The organism is Blastococcus sp. TF02A-35, from assembly GCF_004571075.1.
Classification (GTDB): domain Bacteria; phylum Actinomycetota; class Actinomycetes; order Mycobacteriales; family Geodermatophilaceae; genus Blastococcus.
This window is the reverse complement of record NZ_SPQP01000018.1, coordinates 1-23,909: the sequence shown is the minus strand read 5'-3', so window position 1 is coordinate 23,909 and position 23,909 is coordinate 1. Positions and strand designations below refer to the sequence as shown.

Here is a 23,909-nt window from a genome sequence, read left to right as displayed (position 1 = left end):
AGGTGCGGTCGGGGAGAACCGGTCGTCAGTCGACCGGAGGGGGGAACTGCACCGGCCGCGGGAAGCTGATCCCGAAGACGTGCGCCGGCTCCCGGTAGGGATCGAGCTCGACGTAGTTGAACTGGCCCCAGTCGTACCGGGCGCCGGTCAGCTCGTCGGTGACCGCGAATCGTTCGTGCCAGTCCAGGCCGAGCGTCGGCAGGTCCAGCGCCGTCGTCCCGATCTGGGTGTTGTGGCTCGAGAGGTTGACGACGACGAGGACGGCGTCGTTCGAGCCGGGGTCGGTCTTGGTGAAGCAGAGCAGGTTCGGGTTGTCCACCGGGTGGAACCGCAGCGTGCGCAGCTGCTGCAGGGCCGGGTGGGCGCGCCGGATCTCGTTGAGCCGCTTCAGGTAGGGCGCGAGGCTGCGACCGCTCGCCTCGGCACCGGCCCAGTCACGCGGGCGCAGCTTGTACTTCTCGCTGTCGAGGTACTCCTCGCTGCCCGGCTTCACCGCCACGTGCTCGAAGAGCTCGAACCCGGAGTAGACGCCCCAGGTGGGGCTCATCATCGAGGCGAGCACCGCGCGGATCTTGAACATCGGCGGGCCGCCGAACTGCAGCGACTCGTGGAGGATGTCCGGGGTGTTCACGAAGAAGTTGGGCCGCATGTAGTGCGAGTTCGAGGCGAGCTCGCGCCCGTACTCCTCGATCTCGGTGCGCTCGGTCCGCCACGTGAAGTACGTGTAGGACTGCGTGAAGCCCAGCCGCGCCAGCTGGTGCATCATCGCCGGCCGGGTGAACGCCTCGGCCAGGAACAGCACGTCGGGGTCGGTCCTCTTGACCTCCCAGATCAGCCAGTGCCAGAAGTTCAGCGGCTTGGTGTGGGGGTTGTCCACGCGGAAGATCCGGACACCGGCGTCCATCCAGTGCCGGACGACCCGCAGCACCTCGGCGTAGAGGCCCTCGGGGTCGTTGTCGAAGTTGATCGGGTAGATGTCCTGGTACTTCTTCGGCGGGTTCTCCGCGTAGGCGATCGTGCCGTCGGGCTTGGTCGTGAACCACTCGGGGTGCGCCTCGACCCACGGGTGGTCGGGTGCGGCCTGCAGGGCCAGGTCGAGCGCGACCTCCATGCCCAGCTCGCGGGTGCGGGCGACGAAGGCCTTGAAGTCCTCGAGCGTGCCCAGCTGCGGGTGGACGGCGTCGTGCCCGCCCTCGTCGCTGCCGATGGCCCAGGGGGAGCCGACCTCCTCCGGGCCGATGTCGTGCGGGTTGCCGCCGGGGAACTGGGCGGAGTTCGGGCCCTTGCGGTTGACCTTGCCGATCGGGTGGATCGGCGGGAGGTAGACGACGTCGAAGCCCATGTCGGCGATCGCGGGGAGGCGGTCGCCGGCCGTGGTGAACGTGCCGTGGGTGGGGACGCCGCCGACGACGGGGCCCTCCGAGCGCGGGAAGAACTCGTACCAGGAGCCGTAGAGCGCCTCGCGGCGGTCGACCCACACCTCGTAGGCGGGGGACTGCGTCACCAGCTCGCGCACGGGGTGGTCGTGCAGGTAGCGCTGCAGACCGGAGGCCAGCGCCGGGGCGATCCGGACGGTGAGCTCCTGCGAGGTGTCCCGCAGCGCCTCGGCGGCGGCGGTGACGCGCCCGCGCCACTCGTCGTCGGCCTCGGCGGCCACGCGCTCCAGCAGGCGGGCGCCCTCCTCGAGGTCGTTGGCGAGCTCGTCGGCGCCCTGGCCGGCCTCCACCTTGACCTCGACGGCGTGCTTCCAGGTGGCCAGCGGGTCGCTCCACGCCTCGACGCGGAACGTCCAGCGGCCCTCGCGGTCGGGCACGACGGTGGTGAGCCAGCGGTCGGGCTCCTGCCCGTACTTCTCCAGGCGGCGCAGGGGGCCGGGGTCGGCCTCCTCGCCGGGTGGGACCCACACCACGTTCGCCGCGACGGCGTCGTGGCCCTCGCGGAAGACGGTGGCGGTGATCGGCAGGTGCTCACCGACGACCGCACGGGCCGAGAAGGACCCGCAGGACACGACAGGGGCGACATCGGTGATGCCGAGGCGGAGATCAGCGCGGCCAGTCATCGCCGCCCACGCTACTGAGCTGCCGCCTCACCAGCATCTCGGCAGATGATCTGCCCCTCCCGTCTCACCCGTTGGGGCTGCGGGCCGGGCTGCCGACGGGGCTGCGGGGGGCGTCCCAGGAGTTCACCCGGACGCCCTGACGAACGGCGCGAGTCTGGTTAGTCTCGGCCGGTGCGAGCTCTCCGACGCTTCACCGTCCGCGCGGCTCTGCCGGAGCCGCTCCTGCCGCTGAGCCAGCTGGTGATGAACCTTCGCTGGTCGTGGCACCCCGAGACCCGGGACCTCTTCGAGACCCTGGACCCCGCGCTGTGGCAGCGCTGCGGCGGGGACCCGGTGCGCGCGCTGGGGGAGGTGTCGGCCGAGCGGCTGGCCCAGCTGGCCGGTGACCGCCGGTTCGTGCGCCGGCTGACCGACGCCGTCGACGACCTGGACGAGTACCTCTCGACCCCGCGCTGGTACCAGTCGCTCGGGGCGGAGGCGCCGCAGACCATCGCCTACTTCTCCGCCGAGTTCGGCATCACCGAGGTCCTGCCGCAGTACTCCGGCGGGCTCGGCATCCTGGCCGGGGACCACCTCAAGGCGGCCTCGGACCTCGGGGTCCCGCTGATCGGCGTCGGGCTGCTCTACCGCGCCGGGTACTTCGCGCAGGGCCTGTCGGCCGACGGCTGGCAGCTGGAGCACTACCCGTCGCTGGACCCGCACGGGCTGCCGGTGAAGCTGCTGCGCCAGCCCGACGGCGCGGCCGTCGTCATCAACGTCCCGCTGCCGGAGGGGCGCACGCTGTACGCCCACGTCTGGCGCGCCCAGGTCGGCCGCGTGACGCTGCTGATGCTCGACAGCGACATCGAGGAGAACGCGCCGGCCGAGCGCGGGGTCACCGACCGCCTCTACGGCGGCGACGAGGACCACCGCCTGCGCCAGGAGATGCTGCTCGGGATCGGCGGCGTGCGGGCGCTGCGCGCCTACTGCTCGCTCACCGGCACCCCGATGCCGGAGGTCTTCCACGCCAACGAGGGCCACGCCGGCTTCCAGGGCGTCGAGCGCATCCGGGAGCTGACCGAGGCGCACGGGCTGACCTTCGCCGAGGCGCTGCAGGCGGTCCGGGCCGGGACCGTGTTCACCACGCACACCCCGGTGCCGGCCGGCATCGACCGGTTCCCCAAGGCGCTCATCGAGCGCTACTTCGCCGGCTTCGGCGTCCCGCTGGAGCACTTGCTCCCGCTGGGCGCGGAGGAGGACCCGTCGAAGTTCAACATGGCGCACATGGGCCTGCGGCTGGGCCAGCGGGCCAACGGGGTGAGCCAGCTGCACGGGCACGTCAGCCGCGGCATGTTCCGCGGGCTGTGGCCGAACTTCGACGAGAGCGACGTCCCGATCGGCTCGATCACCAACGGCGTGCACGCGCCCACCTGGACCGCGCGCGAGCTGGTCGACATGGGCACCCAGAGCTCCAGCCAGGGCGACCCGGTCGAGGTCGACGGCGAGGTGCACTTCGACGGCGTCGACCGCATCCCCGCCGCGGACCTGTGGGCCGTCCGGCGGACGCTGCGCGGCCGGCTGGTCGAGGAGGTGCGCCGGCGGATCCGGGAGACCGCGCTCTCCCGCGGCGCCACCGAGGCGGAGATCGGCTGGACCGAGACCGCGTTCGACCCCGACGTCCTCACCATCGGGTTCGCGCGGCGGGTGCCGTCGTACAAGCGGCTCACCCTGATGCTGCGCGACCCCGCCCGGCTGAAGGCGCTGCTCCTGGACCCCGAGCGCCCGGTCCAGCTGGTGATCGCCGGCAAGAGCCACCCGGCCGACGACGGCGGCAAGAAGCTGATCCAGCAGATGGTGGCGTTCGCCGACGACCCGGAGATCCGGCACCGGATCGCGTTCCTGCCCGGCTACGACATCGGCATGGCGCGCTACCTCTACTGGGGCTGCGACGTCTGGCTGAACAACCCGCTGCGGCCGCTGGAGGCCTGCGGCACCTCCGGGATGAAGGCGGCGCTGAACGGCGGGCTGAACCTGTCGATCCGCGACGGGTGGTGGGACGAGTGGTTCGACGGCCAGAACGGCTGGGCGATCCCGACCGCCGACGGGGTGCAGGACGCCGACCGGCGGGACGAGGTGGAGGCGCGGGCGATCTACGACCTGCTCTCGACCCAGGTGCTGCCGCGGTTCTACGAGCGCGACCGCGACGGCGTCCCCGGCCGCTGGGTGGAGATGGTCCGGCACACGCTGCGCGAGACCGGCCCGAAGGTGCTGGCGACGCGGATGGTGCGCGACTACGTGCGGGACCTCTACGTCCCGGCGGCGGGCTCGGCCCGGACGATGGCCGCCGACGGCTACGCGCCCGCCCGCGCCGAGTCGTCGTGGCGCGCCCACCTGCTGCACCACTGGCACGACGTGCGGGTGGCGCACGTGGAGGCGACCGGTGCGGGGGACACCCCGGAGATCGGCTCGACCCTCGCGCTGCGCGCGGAGGTGGAGCTGCCGGGCCTCGAGCCGTCCGACGTCGAGGTGCAGGCCGCCTACGGGCGGGTGGACGACGCCGACGGTCTGCACGAGGTGACGACGGTGCCGATGCGGCACGAGCACACCGACGGCTCCCGGCACTGGTTCACGGCCACGGTTCCGCTGGAACGCACCGGCGCGTTCGGCTACACCGTGCGCGTGCTCTCGTACTCTGAGTACCTCGCCGATCCGGCGGAGCTGGGGGTCGTGAGCACCGCCTGACCGCGACTCATCGGGAACTCCGGTCACAGGCGTCCCGGTGACCTCGTCGCGCCCCGGCGTGGCGGTGCGCCCGGGGCGCCGAGACCGCCCGGGGATCACTAGGCTGGGTGACATGCCCGACCGCTGTGAAGTCCTCCCCGGAGATGCCGTCGTCGCCCGCGGTGGCGGCGGCCTGCTGTGGGTCGACGCTCCCGGCTCGCCTGCCCTCGTGTCCGCCCTGCACGCCTGCCTCGGTGTGTCGGGGCCGGGTGCCGACCGCGTGCTGGCCGCTGTGGCCGGCCAGGTGAGCTCCCTCGCCTCGGGTGGGGCGTCCTTCGCCCTCGTGCTCACCGACGACTCCGGCTCCGGTGTCGCGCTGTGGGCGGGCAAGGGCCAGCCGGCCGTCGACGGTGTCCCCGTGTCCGGTTCGTCGGTCGAGGGCGGCACGCTCGCCTCCGGCTTCTCGCTGGGCCAGTCCCTGTACGTGGGCCCCGGCCAGTCCGCGCCGCGCACGCCGCCGGGGGTGAGCTTCGACCTCGTCGAGGGCACCGTCCCCGGTGGGGGCGCCACGCTGCACCTGGCCGCGGCCGCTCCGTCCTCCTCGGCCGCCGCCCCGGCCGCGTCGTCGTTCTCCGCGTCCTCCGACTCCGGCTTCGGGTCCTCCCGCGGCTCGTCGGCGTCGTCGGCCGCGGCGGCGCGTCCCGAGTCCGGCGAGCAGACGGCGTTCTGGCGGCCGGACACCGACGCCGCCGCGCCGATCCTGCGCTTCGACGACGGCATGGTCATCACCGTGGACGAGGACCTGGTGCTCGGCCGCCGTCCCGACAACCACGAGATGGTCACCAGCGGCTCGGCCCGCGCCGTGCCGATCGCCGACACGCAGAACGTGCTCTCCTCGGCCCACGCCGCGCTGACCCGCTCGGGCCGCGAGGTCTCGCTGGTCGACCTGGGCTCGCTCAACGGCACCCACGTCGCCGGCCCCGAGGCCACCGAGTGGACCCAGCTCGAGCCGGGTGTGGCCCACCCGCTCTCCGACGGCGACCGCCTGCTCCTGGGCTGGACCGTCATCACCTTCGAGCAGCCGCAGGACTGACGCACCACCCCTGGCACGTCGAGAGCCCCGGTCCGGTCGGACCGGGGCCCTCGTGCGTCCCGGGACCGTCAGGGACGGCGCTCGACGCGCAGCAGCCAGACGCACCGGCCCGGCAGCTCCACCGTCCCGGGCGCGAGGAGCGTCGGCTCCGGGGGAGCGCCCCGCGGGTACTCGGTGGAGAGCACCAGCTCGTAGGCGTCGGCCCACGGTGGCCCGGGCAGCTCCACGGTGACCGGGTCCGGCCCGGCGTGCAGCTGCACCAGGTAGGAGTCGTCCACCAGCGGGTGGCCGTGCTCGTCGCGGTGCCGGATGCCGCGGCCGTCGAGGTACATCCCGACCGTCTGCAGCCCGGTGTCGAACCAGTCGGACGTGGTGAGCTGCCCGCCGTTCGGCGCGAACCAGGCGAGGTCGCGGGTGCCGTCGGTCCCCGGCAGCTCGTGCCCCTCGAAGAACGCCTCCTGCCGCAGCACCGGTGCCCCGCGGCGCAGGCGGACCAGGTGGGTGACGAACGCGAGCAGGTCGTCGTCGACGCTCTCCCAGTCGATCCAGGAGATCTCGTTGTCCTGGCAGTAGGCGTTGTTGTTGCCCTGCTGGGTGCGGCCGAGCTCGTCGCCGGCGGTCAGCATCGGCACGCCGGTGGAGAGCAGCAGCGTCGTCAGCAGGTTGCGCACCTGCCGCCCGCGCAGCTCCAGGACGGCCGGGTCGTCGGCGGGGCCCTCCACGCCGCAGTTCCAGTTCCGGTTGTGGCTCTCGCCGTCCCGGTTCTCCTCGCCGTTGGCCTCGTTGCGCTTGTGCTCGTAGCTGACCAGGTCGGCCATCGTGAACCCGTCGTGCGCCGTCACGAAGTTGATGGAGGCGAACGGGCGGCGGCCGTCGGAGCGGTAGAGGTCCGAGGAGCCGGTCAGCCGGTAGGCGAGGTCGCGCACGCCGACGTGCGCGCCGGACCAGACGTCGCGCACGGTGTCGCGGTACTTGCCGTTCCACTCCGTCCACGGCGGCGGGAAGTTCCCCACCTGGTAGCCGCCGGGGCCGACGTCCCACGGCTCGGCGATGAGCTTCACCTGGCTGACCACCGGGTCCTGGTGGACGACGTCGAAGAACGCCGACAGCCGGTCGACGTCGTGCATCGACCGGGCCAGCGCCGAGGCGAGGTCGAAGCGGAACCCGTCGACGTGCATCTCGGTGACCCAGTACCGCAGCGAGTCCATGAGCAGCCCGAGGACGGCGGGACGGCGGACGTCGAGGGTGTTCCCGCAGCCGGTGTAGTCGGTGTAGCGCGCGCGGTCGGCGCCGTCGAGCCGGTAGTAGCCGGCGTTGTCGATGCCCTTGAACGACAGGGTCGGGCCGCTGTGGTCGCCCTCGGCGGTGTGGTTGTAGACGACGTCGAGGATCACCTCGATGCCGGCGGCGTGCAGCTCCCGCACCATCGTCTTGAACTCGGTGACCTGCCCGCCGCCGCTGCCCGCGGAGCTGAAGCCGGCGTGCGGGGCGAAGTAGCCGAGGGTGTTGTAGCCCCAGTAGTTGGTCAGCCCGCGGCGCAGCAGGTGTGGCTCGCTCACGAAGTGGTGCACCGGCAGCAGCTCGACGGCGGTCACGCCCATCGCTCGCAGGTGCTCGACGAACGCTGGGTGCGCGAGCCCGGCGTAGGTGCCGCGCAGGTGCGGGGGGATGTCGGGGTGCCGCGCCGTCGCACCCTTGACGTGCACCTCGTAGATGACGGTGTCCGACCACGAGCGGCGCAGCGGGCGGTCGCCGTCCCAGGGGAACGGGTCGTGGACGACGACGCCGCGCGGAACGAACGGCGCGGAGTCCTGCTCGTCCGGGTGCGGGGAGTCCGGCGTCTCGTAGGGGTGGCCGAACAGGGCGGTGTCCAGCCGCAGCTCGCCGTCGACGGCGCGGGCGTAGGGGTCCAGCAGCAGCTTCGCGGGATTGAACCGCAGACCGGAGAACGGGTCGTAGCCGCCGTGCACCCGGTAGCCGTAGCGCTGCCCGGGCCCGACGCCGGGGAGCCGCCCGTGCCAGACCTGGTGGGTGGTCTCCTCCAGCCGGTGGCGGTGCTCGGTGCCGTCGGTGTCGAACAGGCACAGGTCGACCGCCGAGGCCCCGCCGGACCACAGCGCGAAGTTCGTCCCGCGCCCGTCCCAGGTGGCCCCGAGCGGCGCGGGAGTGCCCGGCAGCGGTCGGGAGTGATCGGTCACGGCGCGATCGTGCCCCGTCCGGTGCCGGACGTGCCGCAACGTCGTCGGGACGGAGTTGATTGGATGGGGTCGTGTCGAGCGCAGACGCCTCCGCGGGGGCCGTCGTACGGATGACCGGGGTCGACGTCGTCCGGGGGCAGAACGACCTGCTCAAGGGCGTCGACTGGCGGGTGGAGCCGGACCAGCGGTGGGTGGTGCTGGGGCCCAACGGGGCCGGCAAGACGACGCTGATGCAGCTCGCCGCCGCGCTCATGCACCCGACCCGCGGCGAGGTGCGGCTGCTCGGGGAGACCCTGGGCGCGGTCGACGTCTTCGAGCTGCGTCCCCGGATCGGGATCACCAGCGCCTCGCTGGCCCAGCGCATCGACCCGAAGGAGAAGACCGGCGACGTCGTCGTCTCCGCCGGCTACGCGGTGGTCGGGCGGTGGCGGGAGCGCTACGACGTCCACGACCTGACTCGCGCCGGGATCCTCATGCAGCAGTGGGGCGTGGCGCAGTACGCGCACCGTCCGTTCGGCACGCTGAGCGAGGGCGAGCGCAAGCGCGCCCAGATCGCCCGTGCCCTCATGCCCGACCCCGAGCTGCTGATCCTCGACGAGCCGGGCGCCGGCCTCGACCTGGGCGGCCGCGAGGACCTCGTCGCCCGCCTGTCGGACCTGGCCAGGTACCACTACGCGCCCGCGCAGGTGCTGGTCACGCACCACGTCGAGGAGATCCCGCCGGGCTACACCCACGCCCTGCTGCTGCGCGACGGCGAGGTGGTCGCCTCCGGTGCCGCCGACGACGTGCTGACCGCCCCGGTCCTCTCCGACACCTTCGGCCTCCCGCTGTCGCTCACCCGCACCGACGGCCGCTTCACCGCCCGCCGCGCCTGACGGCCGCCGTCAAGGACTCGGCCCGAGCGGAGCGAGGGTGGAGGACACGGGGGTGCTTATAGGGTGCGACGCATGTCTGGAGCGCCCGAGTTCGTGACCCTGCAGGTGGAGGACGGGGTGGGCACGATCCGCCTCGACCGGCCGAAGATGAACGCGATCGACGAGCAGCTCCACATGGAGGTGCGGGCCGCGGCGCTCGAGGCCGGCGAGCGGGACGACGTCCGCGCCGTCGTCATCTACGGCGGGGAGCGGGTCTTCGCCGCCGGCGCCGACATCAAGGCGATGTCGCAGCTCGACGCCACCGGCATGCAGGCCTGGGGCAAGGAGCTGCAGGACTCCTTCCGCGCGGTCGCCCGGCTCCCGAAGCCGGTCATCGCCGCGGTCACCGGGTACGCGCTGGGCGGCGGCTACGAGCTGGCGCTGTGCGCCGACTTCCGGGTGCTGGGTGCCGGCGCCAAGATCGGCCAGCCGGAGATCCTGCTGGGTGTCATCCCCGGGGCCGGCGGCACGCAGCGCCTGGCCCGCCTCGTCGGCCCGGCCAAGGCCAAGGACCTGGTCTTCACCGGCCGGCACGTGGGTGCGGAGGAGGCGCTGGAGATCGGCCTCGCCGACGCCGTCGTCCCCGACGCGGAGGTGTACGAGACCGCGGTCGCCATGGCGAAGAAGTTCGCCGCGGGCCCGCCGCTGGCCCTGGCCGCGGCGAAGCGAGCCATCGACGAGGGCCTCGACGGCTCGCTCGATGCGGGGCTGGACCTGGAGAGCGAGCTGTTCGCCGGGCTCTTCGACACCGAGGACCAGAAGACCGGCATGCGCTCGTTCCTGGAGAGCGGGCCGGGCAAGGCCACGTTCACCGGCCGCTGAGGCGTCCGGCGTGACCGCCTCCGTCGTCGACCGCTCGGACCCCGCGGGCCGCGCCTGGGTGGACCAGGCGGTCGCCATCGTCGAGGCCGACGCCCGGCGCAGCGCCGACACCCACCTGCTGGTCTACCCGCTGCCGCCGGAGTGGGGTGTCGACCTCTACCTCAAGGACGAGTCCACCCACCCGACCGGCAGCCTCAAGCACCGGCTGGCCCGGTCGCTGTTCCTCTACGGGCTGTGCTCCGGCCAGATCCACGAGGGCAGCACCGTCGTGGAGGCCTCCAGCGGGTCGACGGCGGTGAGCGAGGCGTACTTCGCGCGCATGCTCGGGCTGCCCTTCGTGGCGGTCATGCCGCGCTCGACCAGCCCCGAGAAGATCGCGCTGATCGAGTTCCACGGCGGCCGGTGCCACTTCGTCGACCGGGCGCCGGACATGTACGACGAGGCCCGGCGGCTGGCCGCGGAGTGCGGCGGCCACTACCTCGACCAGTTCACCTACGCCGAGCGGGCCACCGACTGGCGGGGCAACAACAACATCGCCGAGTCGATCTTCGAGCAGCTCTCCGCCGAGCGGCACCCGGTGCCCGAGTGGGTCGTCGTCGGTGCCGGGACCGGCGGCACGAGCGCCACCATCGGCCGGTACCTCCGCTACCGGCGGCACCCCACCCGGCTGGCCGTCGTCGACCCGGAGAACTCCGCCTTCCTGCCGGGCTACGCGGCCGACGAGCCGGGCTGGACGACCGGCATGCCGTCGCGGATCGAGGGCATCGGCCGGCCCCGGGTGGAGCCCTCGTTCGTGCCGACCATCGTCGACCGGATGGTCGGCGTCCCCGACGCCGCCTCCCTCGCGGCGATGCGGCACCTCGAGCGGGTCACCGGCCGCCGCGCCGGCGGCTCCACGGGCACCAACCTGTGGGGCGCCTTCGGCCTCGTCGCGGAGATGGTCGCGGCCGGGCGTCGCGGCAGCGTCGTCACCCTGCTCTGCGACGGCGGCGAGCGGTACGCCCACACCTACTACTCCGACGAGTGGGTGGCCGCGCAGGGAATGGACCTCGCCCCGGCGACGGAGACGCTGGCCAGGTTCACGGCGACGGGGGAGTGGGCACCACCCCGCGGAAGTGCGTGACGGGGGTCACCCGCCCCTCCGTCCGCCACCGCGTTACTGCGCAGTAACCTCCATGATCGGTGCAGATCTCGTATGAGTGCATGCGGGCACCCGTGCCCGCACCCCTGACCCCATCGCGGAGGTAGGTCTGGCGATGAACATCGTCGTTCTGGTCAAGCAGGTCCCCGACTCCGGCAGCGAGCGCAAGCTGGACCCGGCGGACAACACCGTCGCCCGCGCGTCCGCGGACAACGTCATCAACGAGATGGACGAGTACGCCATCGAGGAGGCGCTCACCATCAAGGAGGCGCAGGGCGGTGAGGTGACCGTCCTGACCGTCGGTCCCGACGGCGCCACCGACGCCATCCGCAAGGCCCTGTCCATGGGCGCCGACAAGGCCGTCCACGTCAGCGACGAGGCCATCCACGGCTCCGACGCCTCGCAGATCAGCGCCGTCCTGGCCGCTGCCCTGCAGCAGATGGAGTACGACCTCGTCGTCTGCGGCGCCGAGGCGACCGACAGCCAGATGAGCGTCATGCCGGCCCTGCTCTCCGAGCGCCTCGGCATCCCGCAGCTCTCCGGCGCCCGCAAGGTCACCATCGACGGCGGCACCGCCAAGGTCGAGCGGCAGACCGACGGCGGCTACTGGGCCCTCGAGGCCCCGCTGCCGGCGATCGTCTCCACCTGGGACACGATCAACGAGCCGCGCTACCCCTCGTTCAAGGGGATCATGGCCGCCAAGAAGAAGCCGGTCGAGACCAAGACGCTGGCCGACCTCGGCCTCGACGCCTCCGCCGTGGGCCTGGCCAACGCCGCCACGCAGGTGCTCGACTTCGCCGGCCGCCCGCCGAAGGGCGAGGGCGTCAAGGTGACCGACGAGGGCGACGGCGCGCAGAAGTTCGTCGACTTCCTCGCCAGCCAGAAGATCGTCTGAGCCCGGCCCGGATCGAAGGAAGAGGAGAAACCCATGGCAGAGGTCCTTGTCCTGGCCGAGCTGAACCCGGCCGGCGGCGGCGTCCGCAAGACCACCCTGGAGGCACTCACCGCGGCCCGCGCGCTCGGTGAGCCCTCCGCCGTCGTCCTCGGTGCGCCCGGCACCGCGGCCGGCGTCCGCGACCAGCTCGCGGAGTACGGCGCGGCCACGGTCTACGTGGCCGAGTCCGCCGACATCGACGACTACCTCGTGGCCCCCAAGGCCGAGGTGCTGGCCCAGCTGGTGAGCGAGAAGTCGCCGGCCGCCGTCGTGATCCCCTCCTCCCCGGAGGGCAAGGAGATCGCCGCCCGCCTGGCCGTCAAGACCGGCAGCGGCTTCCTCACCGACGTCACCGAGATCGCCGCCGACGGCACCGCCACCCAGGCGGCGTTCGCCGGCGCGACGATCGTCCACTCGAAGGTCACCACCGGGACGCCGATCTTCACCCTCCGCGGCAACTCGGTCACCCCCGAGGCGGCTCCCGCCGCCGGTGCCGAGCAGTCGGTGTCGGTGTCGATCAGCGACGCGGCCAAGCAGGTCCGGGTCGTCGAGCGCGTCGTCGAGCAGAAGAGCAACCGCCCCGAGCTCACCGAGGCCTCGATCGTGGTCTCCGGTGGTCGTGGCGTCGCCAGCGCCGAGAACTTCTCGATCATCGAGGCCCTGGCCGACTCGCTCGGCGCCGCCGTCGGTGCCTCGCGTGCCGCGGTCGACTCCGGCTTCTACCCGCACAGCTTCCAGGTGGGTCAGACCGGCAAGACCGTCTCGCCGAACCTGTACGTCGCCGTCGGCATCTCCGGTGCCATCCAGCACCGCGCCGGCATGCAGACCTCGAAGACCATCGTGGCCATCAACAAGGACCCCGAGGCCCCGATCTTCGAGCTGGCCGACTTCGGTGTCATCGGCGACCTGAACACGGTCGTCCCCGCTGCCACCGAGCAGATCAACGCGCGCAAGTAGGAGCACCGGTCGAGCGCCGACCCCTCCGGGGGTCGGCGCTCGACGCATGTCCGGGGCCGGGAAGCCCCCGGCCACCCGGAGGGTTGGCCACGGCGTGGAGACCGACCAGCAGCCCGCGTTGTTCGACCGGGCGCACCGGCTGACCACCGCCGGCCTGCTGATGCTGGTCACCTTCGTGGCCTTCGAGTCGATGGCCGTGGCGACGGCGATGCCGACCGCTGTGGCCGAGCTCGACGGGCTGGCCTGGTACGCCTGGCCGTTCAGCGCCTTCCTGGTGGCGTCGGTGCTCGGCATGGTGCTCGGCGGTGACCTCGGCGACCGCCGCGGCTCGCGCGTCGCGCTGCTGACCGGTGTCGCGGTCTTCGCCGCGGGGCTGCTCGCCGGTGGCCTGGCCGGGCACATGGGGGTGCTCGTCGCCGCGCGGGCGCTGCAGGGCGTGGGTGGCGGGATCATCTCGGTGGCGCTCTACGTCGTCGCCGGGCAGGCGTTCGACGTCCGTCTGCGACCGCGGCTGTTCGGGGCCTTCTCGGCGGCCTGGGTGGTGCCCGCGCTGGTCGGGCCGACCATCGCCGGGCTGCTCACCACCCACCTCACCTGGCGGCTGGTGTTCCTCGCGCTCCTGCCGCTCATCCTCCTGGGCCTCGGCCTCGTGCTGCCGGCCGTCCGCGCGCTGCCCCGGCCGGCCGACGGCGTGGTCGTCGCCCGGAGCCGGCGCTGGTGGGCGCTGCTGGCCGGGCTGGGCATCGGCGCGCTCCAGTACGCCGGCCAGCGCCTGGACCTCGTCGCGCTCGCGCTCGCCGTCGCCGGGCTCGTGGCGCTGGTGGCCGGTCTGCGCCCGCTCGTGCCGCGCGGCACCGCGGCCGTCCGGCCGGGGCTGCCCGCGGTGGTCGCCGGCCGCGGCCTCCTCGCCGGCGCCTTCTTCGGCATGGACGTGCTGCTCCCGCTGGCCCTGACCGAGCTGCACGGGTACGAGGCGGCCGTCGCCGGGGTGCCGCTCACCGCCGGCGCGCTGGGCTGGGCCGCGGCGTCCCAGCTGCAGGGGCGCAACCCCCTGTGGTCGCGGGTCGCGCTGCTCCGGGCCGGGTTCCTGCTCCTCGCCGCGGGGCTGCTCGCGACCGCGCTCGTCGCCGTCCCGGGCGTCGGGGGGTGGCCCGCCTACCTGAGCTGGGCGGTCGCCGGTCTGGGGATGGGGCTGGGCATGCCGAGCCTCAGCGTGCTGCTCCTCGACCGGTCCTCCGACGAGACCAGGGGCGCGGACTCGGCGGCGTTCCAGATCGCCGACGTCACCGGCAGCGCGGCCTGCATCGGCGTGGTCGGCGTCCTCGTGGCCGCCGCGGCCGCCGGGACCTTCGCCCTGGCCACCGCGGTGCTGGCCGGGGTGGCGGTCCTCACGGCGGTGGCGCTGACCGGCGCGGTGCTGGCCCCGCGGGCGGGGGCGGACCCGGCAGCGGCGACGGACCCGGCGGTCCGCGCGACTACCCTGAGCGCGTCATGACCTACACGGAGCCGGTCTACCTGGACCACGCGGCGACCACGCCGGTGCTGCCCGAGGTGCTGGCCGCGATGACCGAGCAGCTGGGCCGGGTCGGCAACGCCTCCTCCCTGCACGCCAGCGGCCGGTCCGCCCGCCGCGCTGCCGAGCAGGCCCGCGAGCGGCTGGCCGAGGCGCTGGGCGCCCGCCCCTCCGAGGTGCTGTTCACCGGTGGCGGCACCGAGAGCGACAACCTCGCCGTGAAGGGGCTCTTCTGGGCCCGCCGGCAGGCCGACCCGCGCCGTCGCCGGATCGTCGTCAGCCCCGCCGAGCACCACGCCGTCCTCGACAGCGTCGAGTGGCTGGCCACGCACGAGGGCGCGGAGGTCACCTGGCTGCGGGTCGAGCCGTCCGGGCGGGTCACACCGGAGGCGCTGGCCGACGCGCTCGGCGACGGCAGCGACGTCGCCGTCGCCAGCGTCATGTGGGCCAACAACGAGATCGGCACGGTCAGCGACATCGCCGCGCTGGCGGCCACCGCGCACGACGTCGGGGTGCCCCTGCACACCGACGCGGTGCAGGCGGTCGGCCAGGTGCTGGTCGACTTCGGCGCCACCGGCGTGGACGCGCTGACCATGACCGGGCACAAGCTCGGCGGCCCGATGGGGGCCGGTGTCCTGCTGCTGCGCCGCGAGGCCGAGTGCACCCCGCTGCTGCACGGCGGCGGCCAGGAGCGCGACGTCCGCTCCGGCACCCTGGACGTCGCCGCGATCGTCGGCCTGGGCGTCGCCACCGTGGCCGCGGTGCACGGCCGGGTCGAGCGTGCCGCCGAGCTGGCCCGGCTGCGCGACCGGCTCGTGGCCGGCGTGGTGGAGCGCGTGCCCGACGCCCGGCTCAACGGCGCCCCGCTCGACGACGTCGTCCGCTCGGGCCCCGGGCGGCTGCCCGGCAACGCCCACCTGTCCTTCCCCGGCGCCGAGGGCGACGCCCTGCTGATGCTGCTCGACGCCCGGGGCATCGAGTGCTCCACCGGGTCGGCCTGCAGCGCCGGTGTCGCCCGGCCCAGCCACGTGCTGACGGCGGTCGGCGCGGACCCGGACCGCGCACGCAGCTCGCTGCGGTTCAGCCTCGGGCACACCAGCACCGACGCCGACGTGGACGCGCTCCTCGAGGTCGTCGCCCCGGTGGTCGAGCGCGCCCGGCGCGCGGGGATGGGGCGACGGTGAGGGTCCTCGCCGCGATGAGCGGGGGAGTGGACTCCGCCGTGGCAGCGGCGCTGGCGGTCGACGCCGGCCACGACGTCACCGGGGTGCACCTGGCCCTCTCGCCGGACCGGCAGACGCTGCGCAGCGGCGCCCGCGGGTGCTGCAGCGTGGAGGACGCGCACGACGCGCGCCGCGTCGCCGACGAGCTGGGCATCCCGTTCTACGTCTGGGACCTGGCCGACAGGTTCCGCGAGGACGTCGTCGACGACTTCGTGGCCGAGTACGCCGCCGGCCGCACGCCCAACCCGTGCCTGCGCTGCAACGAGAAGATCAAGTTCACCGCGGTGCTGGACCGGGCGCGGGCGCTGGGGTTCGACGCCGTCGTCACCGGCCACCACGCCCGGCTGGCCGACGGCGAGCTGCGCCGCTCGGTCGACGCGGCCAAGGACCAGTCCTACGTGCTCGGCGTCCTCACCCCGGAGCAGCTCGCCGCGGCGATGTTCCCCCTGGGCGGCATGACCAAGGAGCGGGTGCGCGAGATCGCCGCCGAGCGCGGCTTCGCCGTCGCGACCAAGGCCGACTCGCACGACATCTGCTTCATCCCCGACGGCGACACCCGCGGCTTCCTGGCCCGGAAGCTGGGCAGCCGGCCGGGCCCGCTCGTCGACGCCGCCACCGGTGCCACCGTGGGGGAGCACGACGGCACCTACGGGTTCACCGTCGGCCAGCGACGCGGCCTCGGGGTCAGCGTCGGCGACCAGCAGCCGCGGTACGTGCTGGGCATCGAGCCGGTCAGCCGGACGGTGACCATCGGTACCGCCGACCTCGCCGGCGTCGACGAGGTCGCCACGGCCGCCGCCACGTGGACCGGACGGGCCCCGGGCCTGCCGCTCCGGGCGCAGGTCCAGCTGCGGGCGCACGGCCGGCCCGTCGGCTGCGAGGTCGTCGCCGGCGACGACGGCGGGCTGGTCCTCCACCTCGACGAGGTGCAGCGCGGGGTCGCGGCCGGGCAGTCCGCCGTCCTCTACGAGCCGGACGCGGAGCGGGGCGACCGGGTCCTCGGGCAGGCCGCCATCCGGCTGTCGCGCAAGCGGCAGGAAGCGGTTGGTCACTGAGCCCGGTGCCGACCACCGGCCCGGTCGACGTCGACGTCCCGGCCCACTCGCCGGAGGGCTCCGCCGGCTGCGGACCACGGCAGGCAGATCGGCTGACAGAGCCGCAGGACGCGGCGGCTACCGTCGCCGCGTGAGCACCGACAGCACCGACCCGAGGCCGGTCCCCACCACGTGGGGGCCGGCCTCCGGCGTCGGGTCCCTCCCGGGGACCGACCCCGCCGAGGCGCTGCGCACCGTGGTGGGGGAGCTGCCAGAGTTCGCCCACCTGCCCGAGCTGCCCGGGCGCGGTGCCGGCGCCGACATGCTCGGGCGCAGCGCGGCACTCCTGGTCGACCTCTCCGTCGACCTGACGCCGGCCGGCTGGCGGCTGGTGCCCCGCTCGGGCATCGACCAGCAGCGGGCAGAGGAGTTCCTCGCCCGTGACCTCGACGCGCTGCACGACGTCGCCGAGGCCTGGACCGGGCCGTTCAAGGTGCAGGCGGCCGGCCCGTGGACGCTGGCCGCCGGCCTGGAGCGCACCCGCGGGGACCGCGCCGTCGTCGACCCCGGCGCCCGTCGGGACGTGGGGCAGTCGCTGGCCGAGGGCCTGGCCGCCCACGTCGCCGCGGTGCAGGCGCGGGTGCCCGGCGCGCGGGTCGTCGTCCAGCTGGACGAGCCGTCGGTCCCGGCGGTGGTCCAGGGCGGCCTGCCGACGGCGAGCGGCTTCGGCAAGCTCGCCGCGGTGCCGGAGGACGTCGTCGAGCAGGAGCTGGCCGCGGTCGTCCGGGCGCTGCCCGGTCCCGTGGTCGTGCACTGCTGCGCCCGCCGCATGCCGCTGGGGCTCTTCCGGGCCGCGGGTGCCGCCGGGCTCTCCTTCGACCTGGGCCTGGTGCAGGACCTCGACGCGGTCGGGGAGGCCGTCGACGCCGGCGTCCACCTGCTGGCCGGGGTCGTGCCCGGTACCGACGCGCCGCTGCCGGCCGCCAAGGCCACCGCGTCCCGGGTGCAGGCCTGGTGGCGGGAGCTCGGCTTCGCCGCCGAGCAGCTGCCGTCCGCGGTGACGCTCACCCCGTCCTGCGGCCTCGCCGGTGCCACGCCGGCCTACGCCCGCGCCGCCATGCGGCACGTGCGGGAGGCGGCGAAGTACCTGCTCCCGGAGTAGCTCAGGCCAGCGCCGCCAGGAGGCCGGCCACTCCGGCCAGGAGAGCCAGGACGGCGAGGGCCTGCAGCACCGGGGCGATCCGGGCGAACGCCGGTCGCGCGCGGAGGACGGCGAGCAGCACCGAGCCCGCGACGCCGCCGACGACGAGGAACGGCGCGGCGAGCAGCCCCAGGAACTGCGCGCCGTCGGCCGGGGTCAGCGAGCAGCCGAAGCCGATGCCCTCGCACTGGCCGCCCGCGTTCTCGTCGGGGAGCAGCAGGGTGCCGGCCACCACGAGCAGGAGCGGCACCAGCCACAGCACGCCCAGCAGGTAGGCGTACGCGCGCGCTCCGGCGCCCGGCTCGCCCGACGGGGTGGACACGGCTGCATCCTGCACCAGCCCGTCGGCTCCCGGCCCTACCCTGCCGCCGTGATGACGACCTCCGTCGACGGTGTCCCGGTCTTCGCCGCCGAGGGCCCCCCGCCGCTGAGCGCGGGGCTGGTGTTCGGTGTCGGACGGCGGGACGAGGCGTTCGTCCAGGGCGGGGTGACGCACCTGGTCGAGCACCTCGTCATGCGCGCCGTCGGACGGAGCGCTGCCGACGCCAACGCCTCCGTCGACATGACCGCGACCGAGTTCACCGTCAGCGGGCCGCCGGACCGGGTCGCGGAGCTCCTGCAGGCCGTCTGCGAGGCGCTGGGCGACCTGCCGACCGCGGACCTGGCGGTGGAGGCCGACGTGCTGCGGGCAGAGGGCGGCAGCGTCGCGCCCCCGGCGGTCGCGCTGCTGCTCGGCGAGCTGTACGGCACCTCCGGGGTCGGCCTGGCCGCGGCCGGCGAGCCCGCGCTCCGCGCCCTCGGCCCCGACGAGGTGCGCGCGTGGGCGGCGCGCTTCTTCACCCGGGCCAACGCGGCGCTGTGGCTCACCGGGCCCGTGCCGGACGGTCTGCGGCTGCCCCTCCCCGAGGGGGTGGCACCGGAGCGCCCGGCGCAGCCGCGGCTCTCGCCGCGCACCCCCGCCTGGGGGCAGATCCCGGTCGAGGCCCGGGTCACGGTCGGCGCCGAGGTGGCGCAGCAGCCGGCGCTGAACGCCACGCTGGGTGTCCTCCGCGCGCGGCTCGAGGACGAGCTCCGCCACCGCCGGGGGGTGGCCTACTCCGTCGAGGCGCACAAGGTCGCCGTCGACGAGAGCGCCCGCGTGGTGGTGCTGACCAGCGACGTCCGCGCCGGCCAGGAGGTGCTCGCCGCGCAGCTGGCGTGGCGGGAGCTGGACCGGCTCGCCGAGCAGGGCCCGACGGAGGCGGAGCTCGACCGCGAGCGGGCCGAGGTGGCGTCCTACCTCGACGACCCCCGCAGCGGCCTCGAGGAGGCCCGCGCCGCCGCGCACGCGGCCGTGACCGGCATCCCGGCGGCCCGCTCGGCCGACCTGCGTGCCGACGTCGCCGAGGTCACCGCCGACGCCGTCCGGCAGGTCGCCGGCACGGTGCGCGACGGTGCGCTCCTGCTGGTCCCGCAGGACGTGGAGCCGGCCGGCACGGGACTGGGCCGGCTCCCCGCCTGGTCGGAGTGGACGGTGACCGGCCGGGCCTTCGAGCGCAGGCGGCTGGGCGGTGCGCCGAAGGGCGCGCAGCTCGTCGTCGGGGAGGAGGGCGCGACGCTCCTGCTCGGCGAGGACCGCCGGATCACCGTCCGGTTCGCCGACGCGGCCGGCCTCGTCCGGCAGGGGCCGGGCGAGTGGCTGCTGGTCGGGCACGACGGCTTCACGCTGCCGCTGGCGGAGGACGACTGGCGGGACGGGGCGGAGGCCGTCGCGCTGGTCACCGCGGCCGTCCCGGCGGAGCGCCAGGTGGTCGACGACGACGCGGTCGACGACGGCGTGCTGCTGCTCCGCGCTCCCGCCCACCGGGTCAAGGAGGCGGTGGCCTACCAGCGCTACGGGGCGCGGCTGCTGTCCAACGGCGAGTGGACGGTGGTCGTCCCCGACGACGGGCGCTCCCCGGAGTCCGTCGCCGACGACCTGTCCGCCGTCCTCAGCCGGTCGACGACGGGCCTCGTCCTGCGCCGGTCGCACGTCGAGCTCGGCTACGTGCTGATGCGCGGCGGGAAGCAGGTGGACCGGCACCAGTGGGGGGTCACCACCGGCGACCCGGCCCTCCTGGCCCGGGCGACCGAGCGCCCCGAGGACCGCCTGGCGTCCCTGCTGCTCCTGGAGGGCAGCCACGACGAGGTGGTGGGGCACGCCGTCGAGGCGCTGGGCCTGCCGCCGGAGGTCCCGGGGCTCCTGCACGGCCGGCAGCCGCCGGGGACCGAGCGCGTCGAGGGCCTGGGGTTCCGCGGCGGGGCGCGTGCCTCGATGCGCGGCGACTTCGTGGCGCCCGCCGGCACCGGGGGCGTCGTCGACCGGTGGCTGCGGAACTCCCGCACGCGGCCCGGCTGGTACCGCGCGGCGAACGTCCTGTGCGCGCTGGTGTCCGCGGCGATCATCTGGCTGCTCGTCACCGTGCGCGAGCTCGACGGCGGCGCGGGTGAGGCGGTCGTCTGGGTGCTCGCCGTGTCCGGGCTGGCGAGCGGCCTGTGGGAGGCGCGGCCGCCCGGCCGCCAGGACCCGGCCGGGGAGACGGCCGCGGACCGGGAGGCGTCCCCGACCGGGTGAGCGCCGGTTGGCCGTCGTACCCGCCGGATACCGTCTGGGCGTGACGAGCGAGGCCGGGGTCGAGGAAGCCAGCGTGGAGCAGCTGCCGGTCGGGGCGCCGACCGACCGCGAGGACCTCACCGAGGTCCCAGACGACGCCCGCACCCGGCACCGCGACCTCTCCGAGGAGCTGGACCGCTACGCCTTCGCGTACTACGTGCGCGACGAGCTGCTGATCAGCGACGGCCAGTACGACGAGCTCATGGGCGAGCTCAAGGCGATCGAGGCCGCTCACCCGGCGCTGGTCACCCCGGACTCGCCCAGCCAGAAGGTCAACGGCGGGTTCACCGCGACGTTCGCCCCGGTCCAGCACCTGGAGCGGATGCAGAGCCTGGACAACGCGTTCAGCAGCGACGAGCTCTCCGCCTGGGCTGCCCGCGCCGAGCGCGAGGGCGCCGCCGGCGCGAGCTACCTGTGCGAGCTGAAGGTCGACGGCGTGGCCGTCGACCTGGTCTACGAGAGGGGGCGCCTGGTCCGGGCCGCCACCCGTGGCGACGGCGTCACCGGTGAGGACGTCACCGCCAACGTCCGCACCATGGGCGACGTCCCCCAGCAGCTCGCGGGGGACGACGTCCCCGAGCTGCTCGAGGTACGGGGGGAGATCTACTTCCCGATCGCGGGCTTCGCCGACGTGAACGCCGGCATGGTCGAGCAGGGCAAGGCGCCGTTCGCCAACCCGCGCAACGCCGCCGCCGGCTCGCTGCGGCAGAAGGACGCCCGGGTCACCGCCTCCCGCCCGCTGCGCCTGGTCGTGCACGGCCTGGGCGCGCGGAAGGGCTTCGAGCCCGAGCGCCAGTCCGACGCCTACGAGCGGCTGCGCGCGCTCGGGCTGCCGGTGAGCGACCGGTTCGAGGTGGTCGAGGACCTCGAGGGCGTGTGGGCCTACATCGAGCGCTACCGCGAGCAGCGGCACTCGGTCGAGCACGAGATCGACGGCGTCGTGGTGAAGGTCGACCAGGTGGCGCTGCAGCGCCGGCTGGGGTCGACCTCGCGCGCACCGCGCTGGGCGATCGCCTTCAAGTACCCGCCGGAGGAGGCGACGACCAAGCTCCTCGACATCCGGGTCAACGTGGGCCGCACCGGCCGGGTGACGCCGTTCGCCTACATGGAGCCGGTGAAGGTCGCCGGGTCGACCGTCCAGCTGGCGACCCTGCACAACGCCTCGGAGGTCGTGCGCAAGGGCGTGAAGATCGGCGACACCGTCGTCATCCGCAAGGCCGGCGACGTCATCCCGGAGGTGCTCGGCCCCGTCGTCGCGGCCCGCACCGGCGACGAGCGCGACTTCGTCATGCCCACGCACTGCCCCGAGTGCGGCACCGAGCTGCGGCCGGAGAAGGAGGGCGACGCCGACATCCGCTGCCCGAACGCCCGGTCCTGCCCGGCCCAGCTCCGGGAGCGGGTCTTCCACGTCGCGGGCCGGGGCGCCTTCGACATCGAGGTGTTGGGCTACGAGGCGGCCATCGCGCTGCTGCAGAGCCACCTGCTGTCCGACGAGGGCGACATCTTCTTCCTCGACGAGGAGCAGCTGCAGCGCTCGCCGTTCTTCACGAAGAAGAACGGCACGCTGTCGGCCAACGGCGCGAAGCTGCTGGCCAACCTGCAGACGCGCAAGGACGTGCCGCTGTGGCGGGTCCTCGTCGCGCTGTCGATCCGGCACGTCGGCCCGACCGCCGCCCAGGCGCTGGCCCGGGACTTCCGGTCGATGGACCGCATCATGGCCGCCACCGAGGAGGAGCTGGCCGCTGCCGACGGCGTCGGCCCGACCATCGCGCGGTCGGTGCGCGACTGGTTCACCGTCGACTGGCACCGCGACGTCGTCGAGAAGTGGCGGCAGGCCGGCGTCCGGATGGCCGACGCCGCCGAGGACGCGCCGCCCGGACCGCTGACGGGCGTCACCGTCGTGGTCACCGGGTCGCTGCGCGACTTCAGCCGGGACCAGGCGATCGCCGCCATCCAGGAGCGCGGCGGCAAGGTGACCGGCTCGGTGTCCAAGAAGACCGGCTTCGTCGTCGTCGGTGCCGACCCGGGCAGCAAGTACGACAAGGCGGTGCAGGTGAAGGCGCCGATCCTGGACGACGACGGCTTCCGGGTGCTCCTGGAGGACGGGCCCGACGCCGCCCGCGAGGTCGCCACCATCGGCGACGGCAGCGAGGCGTAGCGGCTCAGTACGGCGGGGGAGCGGTGGTCGCGACCAGGCCGCTCGGCGTGCTGACGGTGAGCGTCCCGTCCGGGGCGAGCTCGTGCCGCCAGCCCGGCGCCTGGTGCTTGCCGCGGTGGTGGCCGGTGCAGTAGCCCGCCAGGTTCTCGGCGACGGTCGGCCCGCCCGGGTAGGGGCGGTCGTGGTCGAGCTCGCCGCCCAGCGGCACGCGGCGGCGGCAGCCGGGGAACCGGCAACGGCGGTCGCGGGCGCGCACGAACCGGTCGAGCGCCCGCCCCGGCCGGTAGCCGTCGGTCGGTCCCGGGGGGGCGAGACCGAGGTCCCCGGCCGCCCGGCGGCGCAGCTCCGCGCAGTCGGTGAGCGCGAGGAGCGTGCCGCTGAGCTCGTCGACCACGGCGATGCGGGGCCGGTCGACCAGCGAGCCGCCGGCGCCGGCCTCCAGCAGCGCGGCGAGCGCCTCGCGCATCGGTCGGCCGGCCGACGCCAGCGCGTCCAGGTCTGTCGGCGCGGCGGTGACCCGTCCGGCCGGGCTGCGCTGCCAGGCGCTCTCGTCCCTCCTGTCCGCGCGCTCGGCCTCGGCCACCGCGCGACGGGCACGGCCGAGCGACCGGTCCAGCTCGAGCAGCGCGGTGCCCGCCTCGTCCACCGCTGCGTGGGCCCGCGCCCAGGCGGGACCCGCCGGCGCCTCGGACCGAGCCGGGTCTCGTGCGACGGCCGCGTCCAGCGGCACCGGTGGCCGGGGGTCGGAGCCGCCCTTCAGCGCCCACCAGCGGGCGAGCTCCTCGGCCGGCGGGTCCTCCTCGCCACCCCACTCGCCTCGCAGCGCCCGCGCCTCGACCTCCGCCCACCAGCGCTCGTCGGCGGCCCGCCAGGTCTCCGGCCAGGTCTCCGGCGGGCACCCGTCGGGCGTCGTGCCGGCCGGTTCCGGGGCCGGCGTGGTCGCAGGCCCGGGGAGCAGCCCGAGGGCGCGGGCGAGGGAGCGGACCACCTCCGCGGGCACCGGCTCGCCACCGACCTCCCCGGGCTGGTCCCCACCCAGCAGGCTGCGGACGCCCGCGACCACGGTGAGGTGCGCCCGCACCGGCGGGAGGCCGTGCTCGTCGGGCCGCAGCACCAGGTCCAGCAGGCAGTCGGCCATCCGCTGACCGCGGGTCCGGCGGTCGTCGGGCCCGTCGAGCGCGTCGGCGTACCGGCCCAGGGCGTCGAGCAGGGACTGCGCCTCCGGCACCGTCAGCAGGGCGTCGAGCACCGCCATGCCCTCGCGCCGGTCGGCCCGGACCGAGACCCCGCGCTCGCGCAGGGCAGCGGCGAGCCGGTGTGCCTCGTCGCG

At 74.6% G+C, this 23,909-nt stretch carries 16 protein-coding genes and 1 pseudogene; 13 read left to right on the top strand and 4 right to left on the bottom strand.

Annotation, left to right across the window (positions count from 1 at the left end; genetic code table 11):
- Window positions 1-25: 25 nt before the first annotated feature.
- On the bottom strand, window positions 26-2,059 hold the full coding sequence (locus E4P43_RS10530; protein ID WP_135145403.1) for an alpha-1,4-glucan--maltose-1-phosphate maltosyltransferase: 2,034 nt from the start codon (window positions 2,057-2,059) through the stop codon (window positions 26-28).
- Window positions 2,060-2,230: 171 nt separating this feature from the next.
- On the opposite strand from E4P43_RS10530, the gene glgP reads away from it, so the two are divergent.
- Both glgP and E4P43_RS10520 read left to right on the top strand, forming a co-directional pair.
- The gene (gene glgP, locus E4P43_RS10525; RefSeq protein ID WP_135145402.1) at window positions 2,231-4,780 is read left to right on the top strand and encodes an alpha-glucan family phosphorylase; all 2,550 of its coding nucleotides are present in this window, start codon (window positions 2,231-2,233) and stop codon (window positions 4,778-4,780) included.
- A 112-nt stretch (window positions 4,781-4,892) separates the two neighbouring features.
- Window positions 4,893-5,852 (top strand): FHA domain-containing protein, encoded by a 960-nt coding sequence (locus E4P43_RS10520; RefSeq protein ID WP_135145401.1) that lies wholly within the window; start codon window positions 4,893-4,895, stop codon window positions 5,850-5,852.
- Window positions 5,853-5,920: 68 nt separating this feature from the next.
- On the opposite strand, the gene glgX is transcribed toward E4P43_RS10520, so the two are convergent.
- A complete protein-coding gene (gene glgX / locus E4P43_RS10515) occupies window positions 5,921-8,050 on the bottom strand; it encodes a glycogen debranching protein GlgX (protein WP_135145400.1) in 2,130 nt (709 codons plus the stop codon).
- A 71-nt stretch (window positions 8,051-8,121) separates the two neighbouring features.
- Here glgX and E4P43_RS10510 point away from each other — a divergent pair, with 71 nt between their 5' ends.
- The 9 genes from E4P43_RS10510 to E4P43_RS10470 all read left to right on the top strand — a co-directional run bounded on the left by E4P43_RS10510 (window position 8,122) and on the right by E4P43_RS10470 (window position 17,750).
- On the top strand, window positions 8,122-8,925 hold the full coding sequence (locus tag E4P43_RS10510; protein WP_245159066.1) for an ABC transporter ATP-binding protein: 804 nt from the start codon (window positions 8,122-8,124) through the stop codon (window positions 8,923-8,925).
- A gap of 72 nt (window positions 8,926-8,997) precedes the next feature.
- Complete coding sequence (locus E4P43_RS10505) at window positions 8,998-9,786, top strand: enoyl-CoA hydratase-related protein (protein ID WP_135145399.1); 789 nt, start codon at window positions 8,998-9,000, stop codon at window positions 9,784-9,786.
- A gap of 10 nt (window positions 9,787-9,796) precedes the next feature.
- Entirely contained in the window at window positions 9,797-10,909 is a 1,113-nt protein-coding gene (locus E4P43_RS10500) for a PLP-dependent cysteine synthase family protein (protein WP_135145398.1), read from the top strand.
- A gap of 133 nt (window positions 10,910-11,042) precedes the next feature.
- Window positions 11,043-11,822, top strand: a complete 780-nt coding sequence (locus E4P43_RS10495) for an electron transfer flavoprotein subunit beta/FixA family protein (RefSeq protein ID WP_135145397.1) — start codon at window positions 11,043-11,045, stop codon at window positions 11,820-11,822.
- Window positions 11,823-11,855: 33 nt separating this feature from the next.
- A complete protein-coding gene (locus E4P43_RS10490; protein WP_135145396.1) occupies window positions 11,856-12,818 on the top strand; it encodes an electron transfer flavoprotein subunit alpha/FixB family protein in 963 nt (320 codons plus the stop codon).
- A gap of 94 nt (window positions 12,819-12,912) precedes the next feature.
- Window positions 12,913-14,313: an MFS transporter gene (locus tag E4P43_RS10485; protein WP_245159065.1), complete on the top strand. Its 1,401-nt coding sequence runs from the start codon at window positions 12,913-12,915 to the stop codon at window positions 14,311-14,313.
- Window positions 14,310-15,515 carry a cysteine desulfurase family protein gene (locus E4P43_RS10480; RefSeq protein ID WP_135145394.1) on the top strand — a complete coding sequence of 402 codons (1,206 nt, stop codon included), beginning with the start codon at window positions 14,310-14,312 and terminating at the stop codon, window positions 15,513-15,515. Before E4P43_RS10485 ends, E4P43_RS10480 begins: the two co-directional genes overlap by 4 nt.
- Window positions 15,512-16,609 (top strand): tRNA 2-thiouridine(34) synthase MnmA, encoded by a 1,098-nt coding sequence (gene mnmA, locus E4P43_RS10475; RefSeq protein ID WP_209313828.1) that lies wholly within the window; start codon window positions 15,512-15,514, stop codon window positions 16,607-16,609. Before E4P43_RS10480 ends, mnmA begins: the two co-directional genes overlap by 4 nt.
- Before the next feature lie 130 nt (window positions 16,610-16,739).
- Window positions 16,740-17,750 carry a methionine synthase gene (locus E4P43_RS10470; RefSeq protein WP_135145393.1) on the top strand — a complete coding sequence of 337 codons (1,011 nt, stop codon included), beginning with the start codon at window positions 16,740-16,742 and terminating at the stop codon, window positions 17,748-17,750.
- A gap of 1 nt (window position 17,751) precedes the next feature.
- Here E4P43_RS10470 and E4P43_RS10465 read toward each other — a convergent pair whose 3' ends face one another.
- On the bottom strand, window positions 17,752-18,111 hold the full coding sequence (locus E4P43_RS10465) for a hypothetical protein (RefSeq protein WP_135145392.1): 360 nt from the start codon (window positions 18,109-18,111) through the stop codon (window positions 17,752-17,754).
- Window positions 18,112-18,162: 51 nt separating this feature from the next.
- Here E4P43_RS10465 and E4P43_RS10460 point away from each other — a divergent pair, with 51 nt between their 5' ends.
- Together E4P43_RS10460 and ligA are read left to right on the top strand one after the other, a co-directional pair.
- Entirely contained in the window at window positions 18,163-20,382 is a 2,220-nt protein-coding gene (locus E4P43_RS10460) for an insulinase family protein (RefSeq protein WP_167759149.1), read from the top strand.
- 40 nt (window positions 20,383-20,422) lie between these two features.
- Window positions 20,423-22,579 carry an NAD-dependent DNA ligase LigA gene (gene ligA, locus E4P43_RS10455; protein WP_135145390.1) on the top strand — a complete coding sequence of 719 codons (2,157 nt, stop codon included), beginning with the start codon at window positions 20,423-20,425 and terminating at the stop codon, window positions 22,577-22,579.
- A 4-nt stretch (window positions 22,580-22,583) separates the two neighbouring features.
- Here the strand turns inward: ligA and E4P43_RS19890 are convergent.
- Window positions 22,584-23,909: pseudogene (locus tag E4P43_RS19890) on the bottom strand (HNH endonuclease); the annotation flags it as partial.